This is a genomic window from Herbaspirillum autotrophicum, assembly GCF_001189915.1.
Taxonomy (GTDB): Bacteria; Pseudomonadota; Gammaproteobacteria; order Burkholderiales; family Burkholderiaceae_D; genus Herbaspirillum; species Herbaspirillum autotrophicum.
The window spans coordinates 30,821-55,160 of sequence record NZ_LFLS01000008.1; the positions used below are offsets into that span (position 1 = coordinate 30,821).

General features: G+C 58.7%; 21 protein-coding genes and 1 pseudogene. 15 read left to right on the top strand and 7 right to left on the bottom strand.

The genetic code is table 11. The features are described 5' to 3' along the window. Positions 1-7 precede the first annotated feature (7 nt). From AKL27_RS08295 to AKL27_RS08350, 12 genes and pseudogenes are all read left to right on the top strand, one after another. Positions 8-772, top strand: coding sequence for an SDR family NAD(P)-dependent oxidoreductase (locus AKL27_RS08295; RefSeq protein ID WP_050462344.1), 765 nt, complete (start codon positions 8-10; stop codon positions 770-772). Between the two features lie 45 nt (positions 773-817). Further along, complete coding sequence (locus tag AKL27_RS08300) at positions 818-1,237, top strand: acyl-CoA thioesterase (RefSeq protein WP_050462345.1); 420 nt, start codon at positions 818-820, stop codon at positions 1,235-1,237. A gap of 77 nt (positions 1,238-1,314) precedes the next feature. Beyond that, positions 1,315-2,463, top strand: a complete 1,149-nt coding sequence (locus tag AKL27_RS08305) for an ABC transporter substrate-binding protein (RefSeq protein WP_050462346.1) — start codon at positions 1,315-1,317, stop codon at positions 2,461-2,463. A gap of 92 nt (positions 2,464-2,555) precedes the next feature. Next, complete coding sequence (locus AKL27_RS08310; RefSeq protein WP_050462347.1) at positions 2,556-3,593, top strand: branched-chain amino acid ABC transporter permease; 1,038 nt, start codon at positions 2,556-2,558, stop codon at positions 3,591-3,593. A gap of 5 nt (positions 3,594-3,598) precedes the next feature. Continuing rightward, complete coding sequence (locus AKL27_RS08315) at positions 3,599-5,392, top strand: branched-chain amino acid ABC transporter ATP-binding protein/permease (protein WP_050462348.1); 1,794 nt, start codon at positions 3,599-3,601, stop codon at positions 5,390-5,392. Next, positions 5,389-6,117 (top strand): annotated as a pseudogene (locus AKL27_RS08320) (ABC transporter ATP-binding protein); the annotation flags it as partial. The gene AKL27_RS08315 and the pseudogene AKL27_RS08320, both read left to right, overlap by 4 nt. A gap of 46 nt (positions 6,118-6,163) precedes the next feature. Further along, positions 6,164-6,730 (top strand): DUF3237 domain-containing protein, encoded by a 567-nt coding sequence (locus AKL27_RS08325; RefSeq protein WP_050462349.1) that lies wholly within the window; start codon positions 6,164-6,166, stop codon positions 6,728-6,730. A gap of 32 nt (positions 6,731-6,762) precedes the next feature. Further along, positions 6,763-8,580: an acyl-CoA dehydrogenase family protein gene (locus tag AKL27_RS08330; RefSeq protein WP_083438935.1), complete on the top strand. Its 1,818-nt coding sequence runs from the start codon at positions 6,763-6,765 to the stop codon at positions 8,578-8,580. Continuing rightward, positions 8,558-9,067, top strand: coding sequence for a MarR family winged helix-turn-helix transcriptional regulator (locus tag AKL27_RS08335; protein WP_050462350.1), 510 nt, complete (start codon positions 8,558-8,560; stop codon positions 9,065-9,067). The genes AKL27_RS08330 and AKL27_RS08335 overlap by 23 nt, the downstream gene beginning before the upstream one ends. 318 nt (positions 9,068-9,385) lie before the next feature. Next, positions 9,386-9,883, top strand: coding sequence for a sigma factor-like helix-turn-helix DNA-binding protein (locus tag AKL27_RS08340; protein WP_232310935.1), 498 nt, complete (start codon positions 9,386-9,388; stop codon positions 9,881-9,883). A gap of 26 nt (positions 9,884-9,909) precedes the next feature. Beyond that, a complete protein-coding gene (locus AKL27_RS08345) occupies positions 9,910-10,893 on the top strand; it encodes a FecR family protein (protein ID WP_050462351.1) in 984 nt (327 codons plus the stop codon). A gap of 91 nt (positions 10,894-10,984) precedes the next feature. After that, positions 10,985-13,423, top strand: coding sequence for a TonB-dependent siderophore receptor (locus AKL27_RS08350; RefSeq protein ID WP_083438936.1), 2,439 nt, complete (start codon positions 10,985-10,987; stop codon positions 13,421-13,423). Between the two features lie 152 nt (positions 13,424-13,575). Here AKL27_RS08350 and AKL27_RS08355 read toward each other — a convergent pair whose 3' ends face one another. The 5 genes from AKL27_RS08355 to AKL27_RS08375 form a co-directional block, all read right to left on the bottom strand. Further along, entirely contained in the window at positions 13,576-13,875 is a 300-nt protein-coding gene (locus AKL27_RS08355) for a DUF4148 domain-containing protein (RefSeq protein WP_050462353.1), read from the bottom strand. Positions 13,876-14,144: 269 nt separating this feature from the next. Further along, the gene (locus AKL27_RS08360) at positions 14,145-14,516 is read right to left on the bottom strand and encodes a RidA family protein (RefSeq protein WP_050462354.1); all 372 of its coding nucleotides are present in this window, start codon (positions 14,514-14,516) and stop codon (positions 14,145-14,147) included. After that, complete coding sequence (locus AKL27_RS08365) at positions 14,513-15,388, bottom strand: alpha/beta hydrolase (RefSeq protein WP_050462355.1); 876 nt, start codon at positions 15,386-15,388, stop codon at positions 14,513-14,515. Before AKL27_RS08365 ends, AKL27_RS08360 begins: the two co-directional genes overlap by 4 nt. Before the next feature lie 129 nt (positions 15,389-15,517). Continuing rightward, positions 15,518-16,636 (bottom strand): porin, encoded by a 1,119-nt coding sequence (locus AKL27_RS08370; protein ID WP_050462356.1) that lies wholly within the window; start codon positions 16,634-16,636, stop codon positions 15,518-15,520. 122 nt (positions 16,637-16,758) lie between these two features. Continuing rightward, entirely contained in the window at positions 16,759-18,030 is a 1,272-nt protein-coding gene (locus AKL27_RS08375; protein WP_050462357.1) for an MFS transporter, read from the bottom strand. Positions 18,031-18,465: 435 nt separating this feature from the next. Between AKL27_RS08375 and AKL27_RS08380 the strand changes: the two genes are divergently transcribed. Further along, on the top strand, positions 18,466-19,215 hold the full coding sequence (locus AKL27_RS08380; RefSeq protein WP_083438937.1) for a GntR family transcriptional regulator: 750 nt from the start codon (positions 18,466-18,468) through the stop codon (positions 19,213-19,215). A 23-nt stretch (positions 19,216-19,238) separates the two neighbouring features. Here the strand turns inward: AKL27_RS08380 and AKL27_RS08385 are convergent, their stop codons facing one another. Both AKL27_RS08385 and AKL27_RS08390 read right to left on the bottom strand, forming a co-directional pair. Then, positions 19,239-20,555, bottom strand: coding sequence for an MFS transporter (locus tag AKL27_RS08385; RefSeq protein ID WP_050462359.1), 1,317 nt, complete (start codon positions 20,553-20,555; stop codon positions 19,239-19,241). Positions 20,556-20,813: 258 nt separating this feature from the next. Then, positions 20,814-21,914, bottom strand: a complete 1,101-nt coding sequence (locus AKL27_RS08390) for an AI-2E family transporter (RefSeq protein ID WP_332308336.1) — start codon at positions 21,912-21,914, stop codon at positions 20,814-20,816. Positions 21,915-22,424: 510 nt separating this feature from the next. Here AKL27_RS08390 and AKL27_RS08395 point away from each other — a divergent pair. Next, positions 22,425-23,948, top strand: a complete 1,524-nt coding sequence (locus AKL27_RS08395; RefSeq protein ID WP_198155915.1) for a CYTH and CHAD domain-containing protein — start codon at positions 22,425-22,427, stop codon at positions 23,946-23,948. Between the two features lie 108 nt (positions 23,949-24,056). Further along, positions 24,057-24,326, top strand: a complete 270-nt coding sequence (locus tag AKL27_RS08400) for a hypothetical protein (protein WP_050462362.1) — start codon at positions 24,057-24,059, stop codon at positions 24,324-24,326. Positions 24,327-24,340: the final 14 nt, after the last annotated feature.

Genomic DNA, 24,340 nt, shown 5'->3' on the forward strand with positions numbered 1-24,340 from the left:
CAAGCTCATGCAATTACAAGAACAAGCAGCACTGGTGACCGGCGGCGCTTCCGGCCTCGGCGCCGAAGTGGTGCGCCAGTTGGCGCGGGCCGGCGCCCGCGTCACGATTCTCGATATCAACCTGGAGCTCGCACAAACTCTGGCCAACGAAGTTGGCGCCCATGCCGTGGCCTGCGACATCACCAGCAGCGACAGCGTGCAGCAGGCATTGCGATCGGCCAGCGAGGCGCATGGCCCGGCCCGCATTCTGATCAACTGTGCCGGCATCGGCGGCGCCAGGCGGCTGGTCGGCAAGGATGGGCAAGCGATGCCGCTGGACGATTTCAGCCGCGTCATCAATGTCAATCTGATCGGTACCTTCAACATGATCCGCCTGACTGCGACCGGCATGATCGCGCAAGAAGCCATGGCCGACGGCGAACGCGGCGTGATCATCAATACCGCCTCGGTGGCCGCTTATGACGGTCAGATCGGACAAGCCGCCTATGCCGCCTCGAAAGGTGGATTGACTTCACTGACCTTGCCGCTGGCGCGCGACCTGGCCCAGTTTGGCGTGCGCGTGATGACCATCGCACCCGGCTTGTTCCTGACGCCGCTGCTGTATCAGTTGCCGGAAGAAGTACAACAATCGCTGGCAGCATCGATTCCGTTTCCGAAGCGTCTCGGCAAGGCCGAAGAATTCGCGCAACTGGCACTGCACATCGTCGGCAACCTGTCGCTCAACGGCGAAGTGATTCGTCTTGACGGTGCGCTGCGTTTGCCGCCGCGCTGAAACAACACACCAAGCCTTCTCACCCATTTCTTACTGATCAGATTTATGGCCCGCGAACAAATCCACCGCATCAATGTTGAATTCGGCGACTGCGATCCTGCCGGCATCGTGTTCTTCCCGAATTTTTTCCGCTGGTACGACGCTTCATCGCGTCACTTCTTCCACGATTGCGGTGTACCGGCCTGGCGCGACACCGAAAAATCACACGGCATCATCGGCACCCCGGTGGTCGATATCAGTTCCCGTTTCATTCGTCCGGCAACCTACGGCGACGTGGTGGATGTACATACCTCGGTGATTGAATGGAACGAAAAAAGTTTCGTCATGCTGCATCAACTCAAGCGCAACGGTGAACTGTTGGCCGAGGGACGTGATACCCGCGTGTTCGCGATTCGTCATCCCGATGATCCGAATCGCATCAAGGCGATTCCGATTCCGGACGACATCAAACAACTGTGCAGCTGACCTCGCAGGTTGGCAGCACACAGACAAGCACGGACAAGTAATCCCCGCATTTTTACAAAGCTGTTCATAACAAGGAGATGGAGATGAAAAAAATATTCAAGGCCAGTTTGCTGGCATCCGCACTGGCGCTGGCGAGCAACGTCGCCCATGCCGATATCAATATCGGCGTGATTCTGTCGCTGACCGGTCCCGGCTCCGGTCTGGGCATTCCCGCCAAGAATGGCTTTGCCTTGTGGCCCGAGAGCATCGGCGGCGAGAAGATCAAACTGACCATTCTTGACGATGCCACCGACCCCACCATGGCCAGCAAGAATGCACGCCGTCTGGTCACGGAAGACAAGGTCGACCTGCTGATCGGTTCGGCCTCGGTGCCGGCCACGCTGACCATCGTCGATGTCGCCGCCGAAAGCCAGACCGTGCAACTGGCGGTGGCACCGGTGGAACTGCCGGAAGGCAAAGACACCTGGACCTTCCGTCTGCCGCAATCGACCGCGGTGATGGCCGGCGGTGTGGTCGACCACATGAAAAAAAATGGCGTCAAAACCTTTGCATTTCTTGGCTACTCCGATTCTTACGGCGAAAACTGGCTAAAAGAAACCGCACGTCTGGCCAAGCAGGCCGGCATCACCATGACCGTGGCGGAACGTTTTGGTCGCGCCGACACCAGCGTCACGGCGCAAGCCTTGCGCGTGGTCAGTTCCAATCCGGATGCGATTCTGGTGGTGGCTTCTGGCAGTGGCGCCGCAATGCCGCACAAGACCCTGATCGAGCGTGGCTACAAGGGCAAGATTTATCAAACCCACAGCGCCGCGTCACGCGATCTGATCCGTCTCGGCGGCAAGGATGTCGAGGGTTCCTTCGTTGTTTCCGGACCGGCAGTAGTGCCGGAAGCACTGGCCGACAGCAATCCGTCGAAAAAACTGGCGGCCGATTTTGTGCAACGCTATGAAAAACAATATGGCGCCGGCACCCGCAATCTGTTTGCAGCACATATCTACGATGCCCAACTGATCCTGCAACGCGTGATCCCGGAAGCTCTCAAGAAAGCCAAGCCCGGCACGCCGGCATTCCGCGCGGCACTCAAGGATGCACTGGAAAATTCCGGCAGCATTCCGATCTCGCAAGGAGTGATGCACTACACCGCCAAGGATCACTTCGGTCTGGGCGATGATGCCCGCATCATGCTGACCATCCAGAACGGCAACTGGAAAGCCGCTGCGCCGTAATCCGTATCGCGCTCACGCGCGGTATTCGTGTCGCACCGTCCCGGCCCTGCCGGGGCGGGTTGTCTCGTCCCACTTTCACGACTGACGCCATCATGGATTCCTCTATTGCCGCCATCTTGCTGCTCGATGGCGCCACCAACGGCATCATCTACGGACTCATCGCCATTGCGCTGGTTCTGGTATTTGCCGTCACCCGCATTCTCTTCATTCCCCAAGGCGAATTCGTCGCCTGGGGCGCATTGACGCTGGCCATGCTGCAACAGGGCCAGATTCCCGGACCGGTGTGGCTGCTGGCGTTGCTGGCGCTGTGCGCCACCGGTATGGAAGTGACGGCACTGGTGCGCAGCGGCCAGACTGCCGGCATCACCCGCGCCGTCATCAAAAATCTGCTGCTGCCGCTGCTGATCGTGGCCTTGCTGTGCTGGGCCGCGCCCAAACAATTTCCGTTGCCGGTACAAGTCGGGCTGACCTTGTTGCTGATCACGGCACTGGGGCCACTGATGTATCAGGTGATCTATGAATCACTGGCCGATTCCAGCGTCTTGTTGTTGCTGATCGTCTCGGTCGGCGTGCATCTGGCAATGACCGGACTGGGCCTGATCTTCTTTGGCGCCGAAGGTTTCCGTACTCCGGCATTCTGGGACAGTCGCTGGAATCTGGCCTCGGTCACGCTGAGCGGACAGACGCTGGTCGTGATCCTGACTGCCCTGATTCTGTTGATCGCGCTGTGGCTGATTTCTGAACGCACGCTGTATGGCAAGGCCTTGCGCGCCACCGCCGTCAACCGTCTCGGCGCCCGATTGATGGGGATTTCGACCACGCTGGCCGGCAAGCTGAGTTTTTCGGTGGCGGCCTTGATTGGTGGTTTGTCCGGCGTCCTCATCGGTCCGATCAGCACCATCTTTTACGACTCCGGATTTCTGATCGGCCTCAAAGGTTTCGTCGCCGCTACCATCGGCGGCCTCGCCAGCTTCCCGCTGGCCGCTGCCGGCGCACTGTTCGTCGGTTTGCTGGAATCATTCAGTTCGTTCTGGGCCAGTGACTACAAGGAAGTGATCGTGTTCCTGTCCTTGCTGCCGGTATTGCTGTGGCGGTCGTTTTCCGCTGTCCATGACGAAGACGAGGAATAAGCATCATGCGTTCAAAGAAAATTATCTTGCTCAGTGTGTTCCTGTTACTGGCGCTGCTGTTTCCCCTGGTGCCGACACCGCCGTTCTGGATCATCCAGGCCAACTACATCGGTCTGTATGCCCTGGTTGCCATCGGTCTGGTGCTGCTGACCGGAATCGGCGGCATGACCTCGTTCGGTCAGGCCGCATTCGTCGGCCTCGGCGCTTACACCACCGCTTACCTGTCCACTGCGCACGCCATGTCGCCATGGCTGACGCTGCCGGCCGGCTTGCTGCTGACCGGCATCAGCGCATTCATACTGGGACGCATCACGCTACGCATGTCCGGCCATTATTTGCCGCTGGCCACGATTGCCTGGGGCATCAGTCTGTACTTCCTGTTCGGTAAAGTGGCATTGCTCGGCAAGTACGATGGCTTGTCCGGCATTCCGGCCTTGCAATTGTTCGGCCTCGATCTGGGACAGGAACGCCGTATCTATTACCTGATCTGGGCGATTCTGCTGGGCGCCATCTGGCTCACGCTGAACCTGCTCGATTCGCGCGCCGGACGCGCCATCCGCGCACTCAAGGGCGGCCGCGTGATGGCGGAAGCGATGGGGGTCAATACCGGCCGCTACAAAATCCTGATCTTTGTCGTGGCGGCCTTGCTGGCATCGGTCTCCGGCTGGCTGTTCGCGCACATGCAACGCGCCGTGAATCCCTCGCCGTTCAGTATTGCCATGGGGATCGAATACCTGTTCATGGCAGTGATCGGCGGCATCGCCCATGTCTGGGGCGCATTGCTCGGCGCCACGGTACTGCGCTTGCTGGCCGATCAGTTGCAAGTCATCTTGCCGGCCCTGCTCGGCGATGGCGGCAACTACGAAAGCATCGTGTTTGGCGTGATCCTGATCCTATTGCTGAAATATGCACGCGGCGGATTGTGGCCTTGGCTGTGCGCCATCGGCAACCGGCTGTGGCCATCGGCGCCGCCGCTCGCCATCACGCCGGCGCCCTCCGCTCTGTCGCGGCGCGATATGCCGCCCAAGGGTAGTCCGCTGTTGCAAGTCGACGCGGTATCGATGAAGTTCGGTGGGCTGATTGCCGTCAATGCCATCAGCTTCGGCGTCAAGGCAGGCGAAATTGTCGGCCTGATCGGTCCCAATGGCGCCGGCAAATCGACCACCTTCAATCTGGTCTCCGGCTTGCTGACACCGACCAGCGGTGAAGTCACCTTCAACGCCGCCAGTGCCGTCGGTCTGCATTCGCGCGCCATCGCCCGGCGCGGCATGGCGCGCACCTTCCAGCACGTCAAACTGTTGCCGGCCATGAGCGTGCTGGAAAACGTGGCGCTCGGCGCCCATCAGCGCAGCCGCCAGGGATTTCTGACCAACGTGCTGGCCGCCATGCTACGCCTCGACCGCCGTGAAGAACAGCAACTGCTGAATGAAGCGGCATACGCGTTGCAACAGGTTGGCCTGCACCACCTGATGCACGAACAGGCCGGCAACCTGGCGCTCGGCCAGCAACGTCTGCTGGAAATCGCCCGTGCGCTGTGCGCCGATCCATTGCTGCTGTTGCTCGATGAACCGGCGGCCGGCTTGCGCCATCTGGAAAAGCAGGCGCTGAGCCAGGTCTTGCGCCAGCTGCGCGACAGCGGCATGAGTATCTTGCTGGTGGAACATGACATGGAATTTGTGATGCAACTGACCGATCACATCGTCGTCATGGAATTCGGCACCAAGATCGCGGAAGGCACGCCGCTGGAAATACAACAACATCCGGCTGTGATTGAAGCCTATCTGGGAGGAATCGAATGAGCGAAATACTGTTGGAGGTATCGCAGTTGTGCGCCCGTTACGGCAAAGTCGAAGCGTTGCACAACATTCAATTGCAACTGCAACGCGGCAACATCGCCACCGTCATCGGTCCCAATGGCGCCGGCAAGTCAACCCTGCTCAACGCCATCATGGGCGCATTGCCGTCACGCGGACAGATTCTCTATCAAGGCCGGGCGATCGAACGCACTTCGCTGGAGCAACGGGTACTGAGCGGTATCGCACTGGTGCCGGAACGGCGCGAATTGTTTTCCAGCATGTCGGTGGAAGACAACTTGCTGCTCGGCGGTTTTCGGCGCGTGCGTCTCGGTCATCCGCAACCGCTCGATCAACTGGCGACGGTTTTCGAATTATTCCCGCGCCTCAAGGAACGACGCACCCAACTGGCCGGCACCTTGTCCGGCGGCGAGCGGCAAATGCTGGCCATCGGCCGCGCACTGATGGCCAAACCGACGTTGCTGATGCTGGATGAACCCAGCCTCGGACTGGCGCCGCGCATCGTCAAGGAAATCCTGCACATCGTAGCTGAACTGCGCAACAACGGCATGTCGGTTTTGCTGATCGAACAAAATGCACGCGCCGCATTGCAGGTGGCCGACTATGGTTACGTACTGGAACTCGGCCAGATCTCGATGCAAGGTGCCGCCGTCGCGCTGGCCAACAATGAACAAGTGATACAGGCCTATCTCGGTTTCGCCAAAGCCGCCGGCTGCCCCCATAAAAACACCAACCAAAACATTACCGGAGACCCACATGAAAAAACTGACCACCAGGTTATCTGCCCTGCTGTTGATCCTGCTGCTGGGCAGCAGTCAGATCGCGGTTGCCGGCGATGCCGCCGGTGCCGCATTTGAACCGCCCAAACCCAATCTGACCCTGATGACGCGGTTTTCGGTGGATTTGACGGCACCGATCTGGGAGCTTGGCAAAACCAATGATCTCGGCAAGCGCCGCATCATTCCGATCACCGGCGGCAACTTCAAAGGCCCGCTGCTCAACGGCGACATCCTGAACAATGGCGCGGACTGGCAAGTCGTCAGTGCCGATGGTCTGGCCTGGATCGATACCCGTTATCTGCTGAAGATGGATGACGGCGAACTGGTCTATCTGCAAACCAAGGGTGTGCGCTACGGCCCGCCCGACGTCATGGCGGAAGTCGCCAAAGGCAAGCCGGTCGATCCCAACAAGTACTACTTCCGCTTGTACATGACCTTCGAAACGTCGTCGCCGAAATACGCCTGGCTCAATCGCGCCATGGGTGTCGGCTATGCCATGCGACTCGGCAATGCGGTGGTGTACGACGCTTATCTGCTGAACTGACATCCCTTCCCTGTATTGCGCGAGATTGCCTCATGATCCATTACGTTCCGCCGCTGCGCGACATGCAGTTTGTCCTCGACGATATGCTGGACGCACCCGGCGTGCTCGCCGACTTTCCGACGCATGCCGAAACCGATGCCAGCCTGATGCAACAGGTGTTGACCGAAGGCGGCCGCTTTGCGACCGAGATTCTGTTTCCGCTGAATGCCAGCGGCGATCATGAAGGCTGTCACTTTGATGGCGGCGCCGTGACTACGCCGGCCGGTTTCGTCGCTGCCTGGAAACAGTTTTGCGATGGCGGCTGGCCGGCGCTGGCATGCGCGCCCGAGCACGGCGGCCAAGGGTTGCCGCAGGTACTCAATTGCGCCTTGTTTGAAATGCTGAGCGCCGCCAATCACGGCTGGACCATGTACCCGGGCTTGTTGCACGGTGCCTGTGCCTGCCTCAGCCGCCATGCCAGTGAAGAATTGCAGCAACGCTATCTGCCGCCGCTGGTCAGTGGTGAGTGGCTGGCCACCATGTGCCTGACAGAAGCGCACGCCGGCAGCGATCTCGGTTTGTTGCGCACCCGCGCATTGCCGCAAGACGATGGCAGTTACGCCATCAGCGGCAGCAAGATTTTCATCTCCGGCGGCGAGCAAGATCTGACCGACAATATCGTGCATCTGGTACTTGCGCGGCTGCCGGATGCGCCTGTCGGCAGCAAGGGCTTGTCGCTGTTTTTGGTACCCAAGTATTTGCCGGACGGCGCACGCAATGCGGCGTACTGCACCGGCATTGAAGAAAAAATGGGGATCCACGGCAGCGCCACCTGCAGCATGCAGTTCGATGGCGCCACCGGCTGGCTGGTGGGAACGCCACAGCGCGGACTCAATGCCATGTTCGTGATGATGAATTCGGCTCGTCTGCATGTCGCCGCACAAGGCCTCGGCCTGGCCGACGCCGCGTATCAGCAAGCCCTGCACTATGCGCGCGAACGTTTGCAGTCGCGCGCTCCTGGTCAAGCCGCGCCACGCAGCAATGCCGCGGACGCCATCGTCATGCAGCCGGCCGTGCAGCGCTTGTTGATGAACCAGCGCAGTTATATCGAAGGTGGTCGCATGCTGACCTGTTGGAGCGGTCTGATGCTCGACAGCGCGGAAAGCCATCCCGATCCGGCAGTACGCGCGCTGATGCATGAACGGCTCGGCTTCATCACGCCGGTGCTCAAGGCGATGCTGACCACCCAGGGTTTTCAGGGCGCCAGCGATGCCTTGCAGGTATTCGGCGGCCATGGCTATGTCACCGAAACCGGTATCGATCAATACCTGCGCGATGCCCGCATCACCATGATCTATGAAGGCAGCAATGAAATCCAATGTGTCGATTTCCTGTTGCGCAAGATATTGGCCGATAACGGCACAGCGCTGGAAGATTTTTTAGCGCAGGTGGAACACACGGCGCACGCCGAAGCGGGCAGCGACCTCGGCATCCACGCCAGCCGGCTGCTGGAACTGACCCGCAACCTGCGCACCAGCGCCGCCGATATCCGCGCCCAGGCAATCAATTCGCCGCGCCTGCCTTATCTGCTGGCACCGGAAATGTTGCGCCTGACCGGCCATGCCGCACTGGCCTGGATGTGGCTGCGCGCCTCGCGTTCTGCGGCCGGCAAGCTGTCTGCCGAGCCGCGCTTTTACCAGAACAAGCGCGATACTGCATGTTATTATTTCACCTATATTTTTTCCGAAGTACATTGTCTGAACGCCACGATTGACGCCTGTCTGCACCATGCAAGGAGCAGTTCGCAAGATACCCGGTCAGCATTTCCATCAGACTTGACAGAACAAGATGCCACCCAAGAAGCAGGCTGAGCTCAAGCTCAGCGAAGCGGACGACGACAGCGCGGCAATGCCGCTGGACCAAAGCGTATTGCTGAGTCTGGTCGGCTACAACTGCCGTCGCGCCTACATCAACATCATGCCGCTGTTTCAGAAGCGCATGGCCAGGTTCGAATTGCGGCCGGTGGACTTCACCGTATTGAGTTTGCTGAGGGCCAATCCCAATATCAACCAGAAACGACTTTCGGTGGCGATCAATGTCTCGCCGCCGAATCTGGCGACCTTGCTGGACAAGCTGGAAAGTCGCGGTTTGCTGGTGCGGCAACGCAATCCTCTGGATCGCCGCTCACAAACGCTGGTCTTGACTGCCGACGGCGCACGCATGTGCGTCAAGGCCGAAAAGACCGCCAGCGAACTGGAAGACAAAGCCACCGCTGCGCTCAACCCCGACGAACGGGCGCAACTGATATTGCTGTTGCAGAAAATTTTCCTGACGGAAAATGATGAGACCGACGGCTGACATCCCGGGGGCGCAGCAACCGTGATATCTGCCGGCATGTCGCATTGTTTCCACTTCGGGGGCGAACAAATGGTGGCAAACCGGCAACCTCTTATTTCCATATTCTGATCCGTTCGGCCGCCTTTATCCCATAGCAGATCGGTGCCAAACGGCAGCAGCAAACATGTTCACTGATGAGCATGAACACTGCCGGCTCTGGCTTTCCGGGGCGGCGCCAAAAAATAAGCAGAAAAAGTTCAAGAAAACATCAGTATAATTTAATGAGAATTGTTTTCATTAAGATTTATACCTCACTCCCCTTGCTGCTTACTTTGTCGGATGTCGGTTATCGTGGTCTTGCCCTACTACAATGAACTGCTTGGTTTTTTCTCGCGCTCGCTGCGCGACCGCGACGCCGCCGCCGACATTGTCCATGAGTGCTATGCGCGGGTGCTGGCGATGGAAGCCAAGACCGCCATCCATGAACCGCGTGCCCTGCTTTACCGGGTCAGCAAAAATATCGTCACCGATAACGCGCGCCGCAAGATCGCCGAAACCCAGATGCTGGAAACGCTGGCGCTGATCGTGGCCGATGAATCTCCTTCTGTCGAACGTCAGGTCAGTTCGCGCCAACAACTCGACCGTTTGCTGAACCGCCTGGCCGTGATGCCGCGCAAGCGGCGCGACGCCTTCGTGCTGGTGCGCCTGTATGGTTTGACCCATGCCGAGGCGGCGCAGCAGATGCATTGCGCCGTCACCGCCATCGAAAAACACATCGTGCGCGGCGTAATCGACTGCATGGATCTGGCGCGCCTGCATGCCGATGCCTCTTCCTGACCCATCCGCCCATTCCTGCCGCCGCCATGTCGCCACGCCAGTCTTTCGAACACGCCTTGCTGCTGATTGCCCGCTTGCATGGCGGCAGTCCCGCCGCCGCACAATCGGCACGTGAGGAACTGGCCATTTGGCGCGAGCAAAGCGCGGACCACGAAGCCACTTATCAGTTGGCCATGGACGCCTGGGCCGGTTCCGACTTGCACGGTCTCAAGGATCGCGTACCGCGGCCGCAACCCAACGGCGCACCCGGCAAGCGGCGGGCAATACTGGCAGCATTGGGAATTGCCGGCATCACCACGCTGACCGGCGGTGCCGGACGCTGGTGGTGGTTGCAGCCGACCGAACAGGCAACGCTCAACACCGAGCGCGCGCAGACGCTGGCACGCCGCATGGACGACGGCACGCAACTGGATCTGGGCGCGCGCACCTCGGCCCGCGTGGCTTATTTCCGCAATCGCCGCGAGGTCTATTTGCACAGCGGCGAAATCCGCCTGCAAGTCGCCACCGATGCCAGCCGCCCGTTTCTGGTCAAAACCGCTTGGGGGCAAGTGCAAGTGCGCGGCACCGTGTTCACGGTCGCGGTGCGCGACAACGGCATGTCGGTAGCCGTGGCCGAAGGCCATGTCGCCGTCTGGGCCGGTCGCAGTGACGAGCGCCGGCAGGAATTCGACCAGCGACCGCCGGATATGGAATTGCGCGCCGGCGATGCGGTCATGGCCGACGCCAACGGCATCGGTACCAAACGCCCCATTCCGGTCGCCAGCATCGCTTCCTGGAAAGACGGCTGGCTGGTATTCGACGGCACAAGCCTGCACGAAGCCGTCAGCCGCTGGAACGACTACCTGTACCAGCCACTCGTGCTGGCCGACGATACCCGCCTGCACAACTTGCAACTTACCGGCAGTTTCCCGCTGCGCGATCCGAATGCGTTCCTGAGCGTGTTGCCCCGCATTTTGCCGGTACGGATCAGCCGCAATGACGACGGCACGGCGCTGATTCTGGCGCGCTGAAGTCGTGGCAATAATCCATTGAAAAATAATTGTCCGGTATTTGCGCGGCACTTCGTCTTCACTGTGACAACTTCACAAAAGGGACACAGAAATGCGCAAGACGGATCATTCCAGGAGGACACTTTCCATCGGCCTCAATCGTTCTGACAAGCGTCCGCCACCATTGACCGTACATTTGTCCGGCATGGTGCTGGCCTGCGCTGCGGCATGCACCGTCATGGGCGGCCTGCAACAGGCCCATGCACAAAGTTTGAACGCATCGCCGGCGCTGGCGCTCGAGAGACAATTCTCGGTACCAGCGCAACCGCTGGGACAAAGCATCAACGCGCTGGCGCGCCAGGCCGGGGTTGCCATATCGGTCGACGCCGCGCTGGTGGCAGACAAAACGGCACCGGCCGTGCAAGGTTCCATGACGCTGGGCCAGGCACTCGACAAAGCGCTGGCCGGCAGCGGACTGGCAGCCACCGCGAGCGGCTCGGCCATCGCTATCGGCATGCCCGGGAAAACCGGCGCCGGCCTGCTGCCGACCCTGACCATCAACGCCGCACGCGACACTGCCGACGGCCCGGTCAACGGCTATGTTGCCCGACGCAGCGCGACGGCCACCAAGACCGACACTCCGCTCACGGAAATCCCGCAATCGATTTCGATTATCGGTCGCGCCGAAATGGAAGCCCGCGGTACTCAGGACATGATGGACATCGTGGCGCAAACACCCGGCGTCACGGTCAATACATACGGCGCCGACAATCGCGGCTGGGAATACATTTCACTGCGCGGCTTCAATGCCTACTCCGGCAATTTTCGTGACGGCTTGCCGCAAACTCCTTTCATTCCGGTCTACTCCATGACGGAAACCTATGGACTGGAGCGGGTGGAAGTGTTGCGCGGCCCGGCCTCGGTGATGTTCGGCCAGGGCGACGTTGGCGGCGTCGTCAATCGCATCAGCAAGATGCCGGTCGCAGAACGCATTCGCGAAATCGAGGTCCAGTACGGCAGCTTCGACCGCAAACAACTGGCGTTTGATGTCGGCGACGCGTTCGACAGCAGCGGCGAGCTCAGCTACCGGCTGGTCGGCGTCGCTCTCGACAGCAACGACCAGGACCGCTATCCCGACGGCGCCCGCATCAACCGCACGCGCTATTCGCTGTCGCCATCGTTGCGCTGGCAACCGAGCGCGGCGACATCATTGACGGTGCTCACCGAATTCCTCAAGAACGATTCCGGCGAAGATCCTTACTATGCTATTGCCGGCGATGGCACCCTGACCAACATCAAGATGGGCGACCACTCCTTCAGCAAATTCCGCCATGAGCAGGCATCCGTTGGCTATCAGCTGGAACACGCCTTCAACGACAGCTGGAAACTCCGCCAAAACTTCCGCTACAGCGATGTCAAACTCAAGCGCAACGTCGTGTGGGTCGATGAGTTGCAAGCCGACGGCCATACCTATTCGCGTATCGCCCGGACATGGAATGACCGTTTGCGCCAAACCTCACTGGACACCCAGTTGCATGGAAAATTACCGGGCACCATCGCCTCGCAGACACTGCTGTTCGGTATCGACTGGAACTACAACCAGGGCAACGCCTATCGTTTCAAAGGACCGGCACCCGATCTCGATTTGCTCAACCCGATTTACGGGCTCGGCATTCCCACGCCGCAGACGCCGATCGCCAATTATGCCCAAACCACCAGCCAGATCGGCCTCTATGCGCAAGACCAGATCAAACTGTTCGAACGCTTGATCGTGACGCTCGGCGGTCGTCAGGACTATGTGAGAACCGCCACTGACGATGCGCTGAACAGCACCCGCAAGGTACAGAACGACAGCGTCTTCAGCGGCCGCATCGGACTCAGCTACTTGCTCGGCAACGGCTGGGCGCCCTATGCCAGTTATGGCGAATCGTTCTTGCCGTCAATCGGTGTCGACAGCAACAACAATCCCTTCAAACCCAGCCGTGGCAAACAGACCGAACTGGGCATCAAGTTCCAGCCGGAAAATTCGCGCAGCCTGTTCACCGCCGCCGTGTTCGACCTGACCAAAACCAACGTCATCACCTACGACAACATCACCGGCGATGCACGGCAAATCGGCAAACAGCGGACGCGCGGCATCGAACTGGAAGCCAAAGCCGAAATCGTTCGCAATCTGAATGTCATTGCGTCTTTTACCAAAATGAACATGAAAGTACTGGAAAGCGCCGACAGTACCGAAGCCGGCAAGGTGCCGGCAACCGTACCCAATCGCACTGCCTCGCTGTGGCTCGACTATGAAATCAGTGGCGGCCTCGGGATCGGCGGCGGCGTCAACTATGTCGGCGAGCGTCAGAATGACGAGGCCAATACTTCTGTCGAAGGCGGCTTCTCGCTGTTCAGCGCCATGATGCGCTACGAGCATGGACCATGGATGCTCAGGCTGAATGCGTCCAACTTGTTGAACAAGGGCTACAACACAATCTGCTACCACGGCGAATGCTACCGGGGTACCGAACGTGCCGTCACGGCCACCGTCAAATACCGGTTCTGACCAACCCGGCTGGCCGCTTGGCACGCCGCAAAAGAAAAAACCGTTGGGCCGGGAATGTCGTCCGGCGCAACGGTTTGATCAGGCAGCTTCGTGGCTGTTGCTGAAGCGAGGCCGGCGCGCTATCGCCAACCGCCCCGCTCAACATCGTTACCTCAGTGCATCGATACCATATCGGCATAGCTCTGCGGATGAGCACGCTCCTCCTGCTGGGCGACTTTCAATTCATCGATGACCTGGGCACGGGTCTTGGTCGACTTGAAATTTTGTTCTACCGGATATTCATCGTTCGACTGCAATAAACCCTGTGCACGTGCCTGTTGCAATTCAGCAATGACTTCCGCGCGCGTTTTGGTCGAAACGAGCTTGGTTTCTGGCGGATAAGGTGCTTCAGCCATGGCGGCACCGACAGCACTAAACAGGACCACGCCTGCAACGATATTCTTGATGTTCATGATTGCTCTCCAAAATGTGAATAAAGAGCCGGGCTTCGCTACGGAGTCCTGTTCGATTGCTTTTCATTCACCTTGAGCACATCTTAATTGTTTCAATTTGAAAGAAAAATGGCCTCCCGCGCAACATATCATTTCGAAAACAGCAACGATTAGCCTCTTGAAAAACAAGATGCCCGTACGCCTGCGGATAAGCGGCAGGCGCCTCGCCGTCGTCCCGTTCGCAGCACGCACGGCGCACTTGAGCGCCATACGTACCGCCGGGCGGCGTTTCAGGCCACGGCGTAAGCCACAATTTCTATCGCCATGCCCGGCACCACCAATGCGTTCACACCCACGGTAGAGCGGTTCGGATACGGCGCGTCAAAATATTCGCGATAGATCTGATCGACCGCCCGCATATCGCCGACATCGGTGAGATAGATCAATACCTGCGCCACATCCGCCATGCCGAGGCCGGCGGTGTGCAAGGTCTGTTTGAGGTTGTCGAATGTCAGTCTGGTCTGCGCCACAATCGACCCGGTATCGACCCTGCCGTCAGGCTGCACCGGGCCGTGTGTGGTGTAGAGCGTGTGACCGGCGCGAATCGCCCATGAAAAGGGTTGCCCCAGATCCGGCAAGCCGGTGTCGATATGCTGCTTCATGCTGCGGTCTCCTGCACAATGGCGCTGAGACGCCGGTACCAGGGATGATCGCCATCCTTGAGCGCCAGATGGGTCTGAAAATGGTCCAGTCCCGGTTCGACGTTGAAGGATTGCCGGCAATCCTGAAATGCCACCAGCGCGGCCAGCCGGCGATTCGAACTGAGAACGCGGGCGCTGTCGCGTTCGCCGTAGCTGAGCAGGATCGGAATCTGGTTGCCGTTGGTCCAGCACACCGGGCTCATGACCGCATCTTGCTCCGGCATCGACAACACCATCGTATAGACCCGCTCTTCCAGCGAGCCGGGCACGGGCGACGGATGATGCAAATCCATGATGCCGCTGACCGGCAGGCAGGCCCGGATGGCCGCCGGACTGACACCCGCGGCCGCAACCTCGGCGCCACGCAGCGCCGTCAGTGTCGCCAGATGGGCGCCGGCGGAATGGCCGGACAAATACAGATGCTGCGCCGAACCGCCATATTGGCCGATGTCTGCCGTCAGCGTCTGCAACAACAACAGGCAATCGTGGAACGACGCTGGCATGCGGCTGTGCGGCGCCAGCCGGTAACCCGGCGTGACCAGCACCATGCCCAGACGCACCACGTGCCCCGCCATGAAGGACGCATATTCCTTGTAGCCGTTGGTCCAGCCGCCGCCATGCCAGAACACCAGCACCGGGCGTTGTTCCATCCCCGGCTGATAATAGACATCGTAGCGTTGCGCCGGATCGTCGCCATAGGGCAGGTCGCGGCGACAGACGATATCGTCCGCGTGGGTATACGCCCAGGACAGTACCGTCTGTTCATACTGTATGGCCGCCTCAGATGGCAGCGGCAATTGCGTGGGTAAATTGCTGCTATTGAATGTAAGCAAGGTCGTCTTTCCTCAGAGATGATGAATTCACCACTACGTGAATTCTTGAATGTTTGAACTCAGGCAGCGAATTCAACGTAGTCCCCTGACCTTGCTTGATTCACCACCTGAAGCGTTCTTAACTGCGGCTCAAAACTTGTGCCGCATGCCGAATGACACGGAAGTCTGTTCACGTGAAGCGGACGGCGACATGTAATAGATCTGCGCGAATTTGGCATCCCCGGCGGCACGCTGATAAATCCCGACCAGGAACAGATCGGTGCGCTTGGTGAGGAAATAATCCAGTCCCAGACTGATCTGATGCCACTTCGGTTTGGCGTCGGCCAGCGTCGCCTTGCCATCGGTAAAGATGTAGGACGCACCGAGCATCAGTTGCGGCGTCAGATAGCGGGTGCCGGTGAATTGATAATTGGTGAGCGTCAGACTCGAGGCATCGAGATAATTGAATTTGACATTGGTGAGCAACAGCGACAGTTGATTGTCGCCAAACTTGTAAGAGCCGCCGGCACCAAACATCTGTTGTTTGTCGACTGCGGCGCCGGCAGCGCTGGTGATGAATGGCGAAGTGAAACCATAATCGAAATTGCCGACCGCGCCGTTGAGGTTGCTGGAGGAACCCGGCGCCCGCAACTGATGATAAGCGGCGCCCAGTTTGTACGGGCCGTTGCCGTACGAGGTGCCAATGCTGAAACTGCTGTTGTTGTTGACGCTGCCGGCAGCTTCGGAAAATCCATAGTCGCTGATGATCTGCACACCGTCGAAAACGGGAGACTTGTATTGCACCGAATTGCTGACGCGGAAGGTCGCGAACACATTATCGGCATCCCCTATCGGCGGCGCATAAGTGGCGAACTGTACCGCCGACTCGAAGGGCGCCAGTGTTTGCGCCATGCTGTCGATCTGACGCCCGAAACTGAGCGAACCCAGCGCGGCATCGGACAAGCCCACGAACGACTGCCGGCCAAACAGACGACCGCCTTGCCCGGCGGCACCGGTGGTGATGCTGAAGCCGTTTTCCAGCGTGAAAAATGCCTTGCGGCCGCCGCCCAGATCTTCCTGTCCGATAAAGCCGATGCGCGGTGGTTGCTGCGGTCCGTTCAACAAGCCGTAATTGCTCAGGCCCTTTTGATTGTCGGTATAAAACATACCGGTGGAAATGATGCCGTACATGGTGACTGACGACTGCGCAAATGCCGGTGCAGCAATCGCGGCGGCGATCAGGATAAACAATGCAGAGAATTTTTTCATGATTGCTCTCTTCGAAATGCGTTAAATATTCGTTAAGCGACAAGACGCGGGACGTGTCTGGAGAACGAGGCGGCGTGCGCCCCGGATGACCATCAGTCGGCGTTGAGTTTTAGCGTTGAGTTTTAGCGTCGGGCGTTGAACGGCAAGGTTGCCGCCAGCAAGGTCGCCACCAGCAAGCTGGCCGCCATGCCATACAGCGAGTACGAAAAGTCGGGAGACAGGCCGCGAATGAAACCGATTACATAGGGCCCCAGAAATCCCGACAAGCCGCTGATCGTATTGATCAGCGCCAGGCCGCCGGCCGCAGCCTGTCCGGTCAGAAACGCGGAAGGAACCGACCAGAACACGCCGAGCGCGCCGGAAATTCCAGCCATCGAAAAACAGACGGCGATGAACGCAATCAGCGGTGATGTCGCCATCGCACTGACCAGCAAGCCCAGCGCCCCGATCAGCAAAGCGAAGGTCAGATGCCAGCGCCGTTCGCCGCTGCGGTCCGAGTGTTTGCCGTTGAGAATCATCGACAGCGCACCGACGATGAACGGCACCGCACTGATCATGCTGACGGTCAGGATGGAATAGCCCGAAATCTGTTTGACGATTTGCGGCAGCCAGATGGTCAATCCGAAAAAGCCGAGACCGACGAAAAAGTACAGCACGCCGAGCATCCAGACAATCGGCGCGCGGAATGCCGCCCGCACATCCGAGATACCGGCATGGCCCGCAGCCACCTTGTCGTTGGCCAGCTTATTGGTCAGCCAGGTACGTTCTTGCAGCGACAACCAGCTTGCTTGCCCGGGCTTGTCCGTCAGATAGAAGAACGTGAAGATGCCCAGCAATACCGCGATGCCGCCTTCGATGATGAACACCCATTGCCAGCCGCTCACGCCCAGTGCGCTGTCCATTTGCAGGATCAGTCCCGACAGTGGCGCGCCGATGATCACCGCGACCGTATTGGCCGACATGATCTGGGCGATCACCTTGGCCCGGTGTTCCGACGGCACCCACAACGTCAGGTAATACAACATGCCCGGCAGATAACCGGCCTCGGCCACGCCCAGCAGGAAGCGCAAGGCATACAGCGAATGCTCGCCGACAATCCAGGCCTGCGCCATCGACACCAGTCCCCAGGAAACGATGATGCGCGTCAGCCAGCGACGCGCGCCGAACTTGTACAGCATCAGATTGCTGGGGATTTCAAACAGGATATAACCAAGAAAAAAGATCCCCGCGCCAAAGCCGAACACGGCAGGCGTGAAATGCAATTCCTCGTTCATTTGCAGCGCGGCGAAACTGATATTGACCCGGTCCAGAAAATTGACCAGCCAGAGTAAAAACAGCAACGGGACGATGCGCAGGGTGACTTTGCGCACAATCTCCTTTTCGGTTGAAGACATTATTTTCCCTCGTATTTCAGATACGTTTGCACGAATAACCAATGTTCGGTAGTCAGCCGGTGATATCCGCCGCCGCTCAAGATGGAACGACGCCAACCACACCTGCTGCTACTGGAATTCCGACATCACCGATAAAAATTCGCGAAGGAAATACTGCGCGTAGATGCGCACCGCACTCTCCCATCACCACTATCCCGACGTCTGCCTGACAGACGGCTGGCAGGCCCGGAAATACATAAGGGACCATGCTGATTTCCGCGCCCCGCCCCCATATTGATTCCGAACCATATCCGATTGCCGTGCAGCGATTCTATGCATTGAAATTTCGAAAGTAAACAATAATTTATAAATTAATTATTAATTTAGATTTTGTTTGTTTTTGGTGCATATTTTTAAATGTTATAAAATGCACTCTTTCGGACACCTGAAATACACATGAACACCACTGCCCACAAGGCACCCCTCTCTGAACGCATGGACGCTGCCGACAAAACCTTATCGCAGCGCGTCTATCGACTGATCCGCGCCGATGTGCTGAACGGCAGTATCGCGCCGGGTCAAAAGCTGATCTTGCGCGACTTGCAGAAACGGTATGAGCAAGGCATGAGCCCGATCCGCGAAGCGCTGATCTTGCTGGCCTCGGAAGGTTTGGTCGAAGGTGAAGGCCAGAAGGGATTCCGGGTCGCATCCATCTCCGTGGCGGAGCTGATCGATATCGCCAATACCCGGCAGCGGATTGAAGCACTGATGCTGGAAGCATCCATCAATGCCGGCGATGCCGACTGGGAAGGCCGTGTCGTGGCAGCCCATCACGCGCTGTCAAAGACGCCGCTGCCGACCGACATGAAAGAACAGGACGCGATCCAGTTGTGGGAACACCGGCACCGCGCATTTCATCAGGCGTTGCTGTCGGCGTGCGATTCGCCGTGGCTGCACAAATTCTATGCGCAACTCAGCACCCATACCGAACGCTACCGGCTGGTGCGCTTGTTTCATTCGCCATCGGATGTGCAACTGGCAGTCGATGTTGACCTGCAACACCGCGCCATCATGGAAGCCTGCCTGAAGCGCGATGTCGCGACCGCTACGCGCTTGTTGAGTGAACACATCGCCAATACCGCCAGGCTGGTCCAGCGTCTGTGGGAATCAAGAATGGCCGAGAACAGCGGCACCGGTCAGGAATAACCCGGCACCGGCAGCCAATTGCATCAGAGATTCTGTGGCTTCGGCACCAGCAATACCAGTATCGAACCCAATACCAGCACGCCCGCCAGCGCATACATGCTGTACACCGTGCTGCCGGTGACGGCGCTGATCCAGCCCACCAGCATGGTACTCAGGAATCCGGCCACGTTGCCCATGGAGTTGATGACCGCGATGCCGGCCACCGCAGCGGTGCCGCCCAGCAGCGCCGTGGGCAAACCCCAGAATACCGGCAAGGCGCTGATCATGAAGGCGGTGCCCACGGTCAGACCGATCATGGCCAGTATCGTGTTGCCACCGAAGTATGTACCGAAGAACACGCCGCAAGCACCGATGAAGGAAGCGATCGCCAGATGCCAGCGATATTCGCGGGAGCGGTCGGCGCTGCGGCTGAACAGGTTCATCACCACTACTGCGGCACCAAACGGAATCGCCGTCAGCAATCCGATCATCAGCGGTTGCGAAACACCGGTGGCCTTGATGATGGTCGGCATCCAGAAGCCCACCACATATTGCCCCATGACGATGCAGAAATATACCGCGCCCAGATGCCATACCGCCTTGCTGATGAAGCCATCGCGCAAGGTGTGGGTGGTTTTCTTGCTCGCTTCGTTATCAATCGCCGCCTGCATCTGGCGCTTTTCAGCATCCGTGAGCCAATCGGCATCGGCGATGCGGTCACGCAAATAAAACAGTACGAAGACGCCGGCGATCACGGCCGGAATCGCTTCGATCACGAACAGCCATTGCCAGCCGGTGAGACCGGCGAAACCATTCATGCTTTGCATGATGCCGCCCGACAATGGCGCACCGATCAGGCTCGATACCGGATTGGCGGTGATGAACAAGGCCATCATGCGCACCCGTCGTTCGACCGGAAACCAGTACGTCAGATACAGAATGATGCCGGGAAAGAAGCCGGCTTCCGCTACCCCGAGAAAGAAGCGCAGGATGTAGAACGAAGTGGGCGAAGAAACAAACATCATCAGCGCCGACAAGATGCCCCAGGTGATCATGATGCGCGCAATCCAGCGACGTGCGCCGAAGCGATGCAAGGCGAGGTTGCTCGGGATTTCAAAGATCAGATAACCGACAAAGAAAATCCCGGCGCCGAGACCATAGACGGCATCGTTAAATTTCAAATCCGTCAGCATCTGCAGCTTGGCGAAACCGACGTTGACGCGGTCCAGATAAGCAATCACGTAACACAGGAACAGCAAAGGCATGATTTTCCATGCGGTCCTGCGATAGGCTTCATTGAGCGATGACGCGGGCACGGCGCTGGCGGCCTGGCCGGCAGGTATGCTGCTTGCGATGGGCATGAGGAAATGTCTCCGGATTATTTTTTTCGCGTCCGCCATCCTGACCGCTGCAAACAATTCACAGCGAGCCGGACTGCATGATCAGCGCTGCTTCGGAGTATGCCAAAGCATGCTCACGGCGACTATTCGTGATTCGTGAAGAGCTTGTTATGTTTTGGTGAAGTCGTTACGGCAGGAAGAACGCGAGGCGGAGGCATGCATAAAAAGGGCTGCATCGCGGCAGCCCTTCTCCTTCACATCCGATGCCGCTGCGTCATGTCATGGCAAGCGCGCTGGCGTGTCGGCGACCGGCGCCGGCGGGGACGTCGCATCGGGTGCGGTGACTGTTACCGTCACCGGGACAGCAGGTGGATTGGCGAGTGCCGCAGCCTTGGCTTTGGCCCGTGCCGCCATGATGCGAACCGCCACGATCTTGGCCGCCGCCATTACCGGTACCGACAGGAAAATACCCACCACGCCGCCCAACTGATCGCCGGCCAGCAAACCGATGATCACCAGCAGCGGGCTGACTTCGACGCCCTCGCTCATCAGCATCGGATTGATCACGTAATCCTGGAACAGACGATAGGCCAGGAAAAATCCGGCCAGCCACAGCATGTGTTCATGCCCGCTCAGCAGGGCAATCGCCAGCGTGATGACAATCGCCCCCAGTGGTCCGGCGAATGGAATGAATTCCAGCAGCGCGGAAATCCCCGCCAGCAGCAGCGCATACGGCACGTCCAGCAATGAAAAGGCAATGCTGTAGGCTACCAGCGTGGCCAGTGACAACAGCAACAAGGCCCGGACATATTTGGAGAGCAGGACATCGAGATCATCGATGATGCCGCGCCACAAGGTTTTGTTGGTGCTGGCCATGCCGGACAAAAACTCGCGCCGCATTTCGGGCGCCTGCTTGATCAGCAAAAAGCTCAGTACCGGGATCAATACGACATAAATCAGATTGCCGGCGGCGTGCATCAGGCCTTCACCAAACTGCTTCGCCAACGGCACCGCCTGATCGGTGCCGGCCGCAATCTGGGTTCGTACAAACGACATGATGCGTTCGCGCATCGGTTCGATAAATCCGGGCAACGGAATCTTGTTGGACACATCTTCGGCATTGAGCTGGGTCGGCAATTTCTGACTCAGCGCCACCGCCTCCGATTCGATTTGCGAACCGAACAAGGCAACCGCAGTGCCGGCCAGACCGAGCACGACCAGAAATACCAGACTGATCGACACCGTCCGCGGCACCCGCTTGGGCAACCAGCGCTGCGTCAATTCCACCAGCGGAAACAGCACGTAGCTGAAGAACACCGCGAAGATCACCACGATGATGGTAGTCGCCGACAGATATACCGCGTAAAAAAGCAGCATCATCAATGCTGCTGTCCATACCACTTTTGCCGTCCGTGAATCAAAACCCAGCATGCGAGATCCATTCTTGTTAATGTTGTCGGTTCGAGATGCAGAACCCCGGTGCCATCTGCAATCACCGCTGACTGCCAGCTCGATTGTATGCCGTACGACCGGTGCGCACCCGGGAAAGTTTCTTGATCTGCACAATGACAACATCCCGGATACCTTGAATTTCCGGATGGCATCACGGCCTTGGCCGAGACCAACACACCCTTGTCGGATCCGGCTGTCAGTGCTTGCCTGCATGTCGGCAGGCAGGCGGGATTTACGCTGTCAGCTATTTAAGATAGCGGCGACGCAGTATCATGAACTACGGCGTCAAACCTGTTGCGCCGTGCGTCGTCTGATGCGGGCAGGCGGTATCGCTTGACCGGCGGCATCGCAAGCACGCGCAATGCCGCACGGCAACAGCCATTGTCGCAGCCTGATTTCAATATGCATCACTGCCTTACCTTGCACCAAAGGACCATCATGGAAACAGAACTGAAGCTGTTGCTGGCCGCCGCCGATGTCGCGGCCTTGCGCCGGCATCCGCTGCTGGCGAAACTGGCGGTGAGGCGCGAGCCGGCGCAATCGCTGGTCAGCACCTACTACGACACCCCGGACCTGTATCTGAAGCAGCATGGTTACGTCTTGCGGGTGCGGCAGAAAGGCCAACAGCGAATCCAGACTCTCAAGCACGATGGCATCGCAAGCGCCGGCCTGTACCAGCGCGCTGAATGGGAATGCCCGGTCAGTACGGCCGAGCCGGACTTGTCCCTGTTGCGTGCAATGCCCGCAATGCGCAAAAAAGTGGTGCGGATGTTAAGTGCTGCCGGACTCGCCGAGAACCTGACGCCGATCTTCAGTACCAAAATCCGACGCACCATCTGGCAACTCGACACCGCCCGCGGCGACCAGATCGAATTCGCGCTGGATCAGGGCCAGGTGGAATGCGGCACAGACAAACACGAGATCAGTGAAATCGAACTCGAACTCAAATCCGGGCAGCCAGGCGCATTATTCGAACTGGCGCTGAACCTGCACGACACGATAGCGCTGCGCGTCAGCACGACCAGCAAATCGGACCGTGGTTTCGATCTGCTGGCACCGCGCGCACTGACCCCGGTCAAAACCACGGCGATAGTGCTGCCCGCCAATTGCACCGCAGAAGATGGCATGCGGATTATCATCGGCAATTGTCTGGCCCAGATCCAGGATAACGAGGCCGGCGTTCTGCAAGGCCGTGACCCGGAGTACATTCACCAAATGCGTATCGGACTGCGCCGCTTGCGGCTGGCGCTGGAGTTGCTGCACGATATTGCGCCATGCAATCCAGAGATTGCGGAGAGTCTTGAATGGCTTGCGGCGCGGTTGGGGATGGCAAGAAACTGGGACGTGCTGGCCTTCGACATACTGCCTGGCATGGCACAAGAGATGCCGGCAGAAACGGAACTGCAAACATTGCAGTCAGCAGCAATCACCGTGGCCGACCGCCAGCGCCACAGCGCCGCAATCACCATCAGTTCAGCGCGCTATTCACAACTGCTGCTCCGGCTTGGCGGCTGGTTGCAAGGGCTGGATGTGGCGCAGTCATCGCCGACGGAGCAGCAGAAAATACCTTCTGTCCCGATGAAGAAATTTTCCTCGCAGATACTGGTCCACTACCGCAAAAAACTGAAACAGCGCGGCAAGAATCTCGCAATGCAAGATATTTCGGCGCATCATCACCTGCGCATTGCGGCCAAGAAGCTGCGCTATGCCAGCGAATTTTTCCAGTCGCGGCAGTCAGCCCCGACGACAAGTGCTTCAGCGGAAGCATTGAACCAGTTGCTGCACATCCTGGGACGGATCAATGACGTCGCGTGCGCCGGTGAACTGCTGCGCCATCTGGCCGAAGTCGCCCCGGAAACCGCACCCAGCGCCGGCTTTGCCCGCGGCTATCTCATCGGCGGAGCGGAAAAGGATGCCCGCGAGGCACGACGTATCTGGCAACAGCTTGTCAGACAGTCATGATCACGCGCCGTACAAGATCGGACAATGGATGCAGTAAATCTTGAATTTTTACCGGCATGACCTACAGTGGATGTCCAAGCCCTGCTTTCACCATTAAAGGAAACTGCCATGGATAAGAAAGAAGTATTGTTGCGCAGCCTGGTCGAACTGAAGGCCGCGCATGAAAAAGCCAACACTGCACTCGCCGAAATCATGACCGCCGCTGCCAACGCCGCAAAGGGCAAGGATGACCGCCCCGCCATTGCTGATCTGCGGCAATACAAACAAGCCATCACCGCCGCCAAGCTGCACGCCTCCCAGGCCGAAATGCTGCTGGTGGACTACATCATTCCGGCCCTCCCCGCTGACGACCAGCGCAAACCCGCTTACATGCAATAAGCCGGCCCGTTCGC

Excerpts from the sequence above, each read along its gene's own strand:
- AKL27_RS08295 (WP_050462344.1), top strand. The coding sequence starts at position 8 with ATGCAATTACAAGAACAAGCAGCACTGGTGACCGGCGGCGCTTCCGGC.
- AKL27_RS08300 (WP_050462345.1), top strand. The coding sequence starts at position 818 with ATGGCCCGCGAACAAATCCACCGCATCAATGTTGAATTCGGCGACTGC.
- AKL27_RS08305 (WP_050462346.1), top strand. The coding sequence starts at position 1,315 with ATGGAGATGAAAAAAATATTCAAGGCCAGTTTGCTGGCATCCGCACTG.
- AKL27_RS08310 (WP_050462347.1), top strand. The coding sequence starts at position 2,556 with ATGGATTCCTCTATTGCCGCCATCTTGCTGCTCGATGGCGCCACCAAC.
- AKL27_RS08315 (WP_050462348.1), top strand. The coding sequence starts at position 3,599 with ATGCGTTCAAAGAAAATTATCTTGCTCAGTGTGTTCCTGTTACTGGCG.
- AKL27_RS08325 (WP_050462349.1), top strand. The coding sequence starts at position 6,164 with ATGAAAAAACTGACCACCAGGTTATCTGCCCTGCTGTTGATCCTGCTG.
- AKL27_RS08330 (WP_083438935.1), top strand. The coding sequence starts at position 6,763 with ATGATCCATTACGTTCCGCCGCTGCGCGACATGCAGTTTGTCCTCGAC.
- AKL27_RS08335 (WP_050462350.1), top strand. The coding sequence starts at position 8,558 with ATGCCACCCAAGAAGCAGGCTGAGCTCAAGCTCAGCGAAGCGGACGAC.
- AKL27_RS08340 (WP_232310935.1), top strand. The coding sequence starts at position 9,386 with ATGTCGGTTATCGTGGTCTTGCCCTACTACAATGAACTGCTTGGTTTT.
- AKL27_RS08345 (WP_050462351.1), top strand. The coding sequence starts at position 9,910 with ATGTCGCCACGCCAGTCTTTCGAACACGCCTTGCTGCTGATTGCCCGC.
- AKL27_RS08350 (WP_083438936.1), top strand. The coding sequence starts at position 10,985 with ATGCGCAAGACGGATCATTCCAGGAGGACACTTTCCATCGGCCTCAAT.
- AKL27_RS08355 (WP_050462353.1), bottom strand. The coding sequence starts at position 13,875 with ATGAACATCAAGAATATCGTTGCAGGCGTGGTCCTGTTTAGTGCTGTC.
- AKL27_RS08360 (WP_050462354.1), bottom strand. The coding sequence starts at position 14,516 with ATGAAGCAGCATATCGACACCGGCTTGCCGGATCTGGGGCAACCCTTT.
- AKL27_RS08370 (WP_050462356.1), bottom strand. The coding sequence starts at position 16,636 with ATGAAAAAATTCTCTGCATTGTTTATCCTGATCGCCGCCGCGATTGCT.
- AKL27_RS08375 (WP_050462357.1), bottom strand. The coding sequence starts at position 18,030 with ATGTCTTCAACCGAAAAGGAGATTGTGCGCAAAGTCACCCTGCGCATC.
- AKL27_RS08380 (WP_083438937.1), top strand. The coding sequence starts at position 18,466 with ATGAACACCACTGCCCACAAGGCACCCCTCTCTGAACGCATGGACGCT.
- AKL27_RS08385 (WP_050462359.1), bottom strand. The coding sequence starts at position 20,555 with ATGCCCATCGCAAGCAGCATACCTGCCGGCCAGGCCGCCAGCGCCGTG.
- AKL27_RS08390 (WP_332308336.1), bottom strand. The coding sequence starts at position 21,914 with ATGATGCTGCTTTTTTACGCGGTATATCTGTCGGCGACTACCATCATC.
- AKL27_RS08395 (WP_198155915.1), top strand. The coding sequence starts at position 22,425 with ATGGAAACAGAACTGAAGCTGTTGCTGGCCGCCGCCGATGTCGCGGCC.
- AKL27_RS08400 (WP_050462362.1), top strand. The coding sequence starts at position 24,057 with ATGGATAAGAAAGAAGTATTGTTGCGCAGCCTGGTCGAACTGAAGGCC.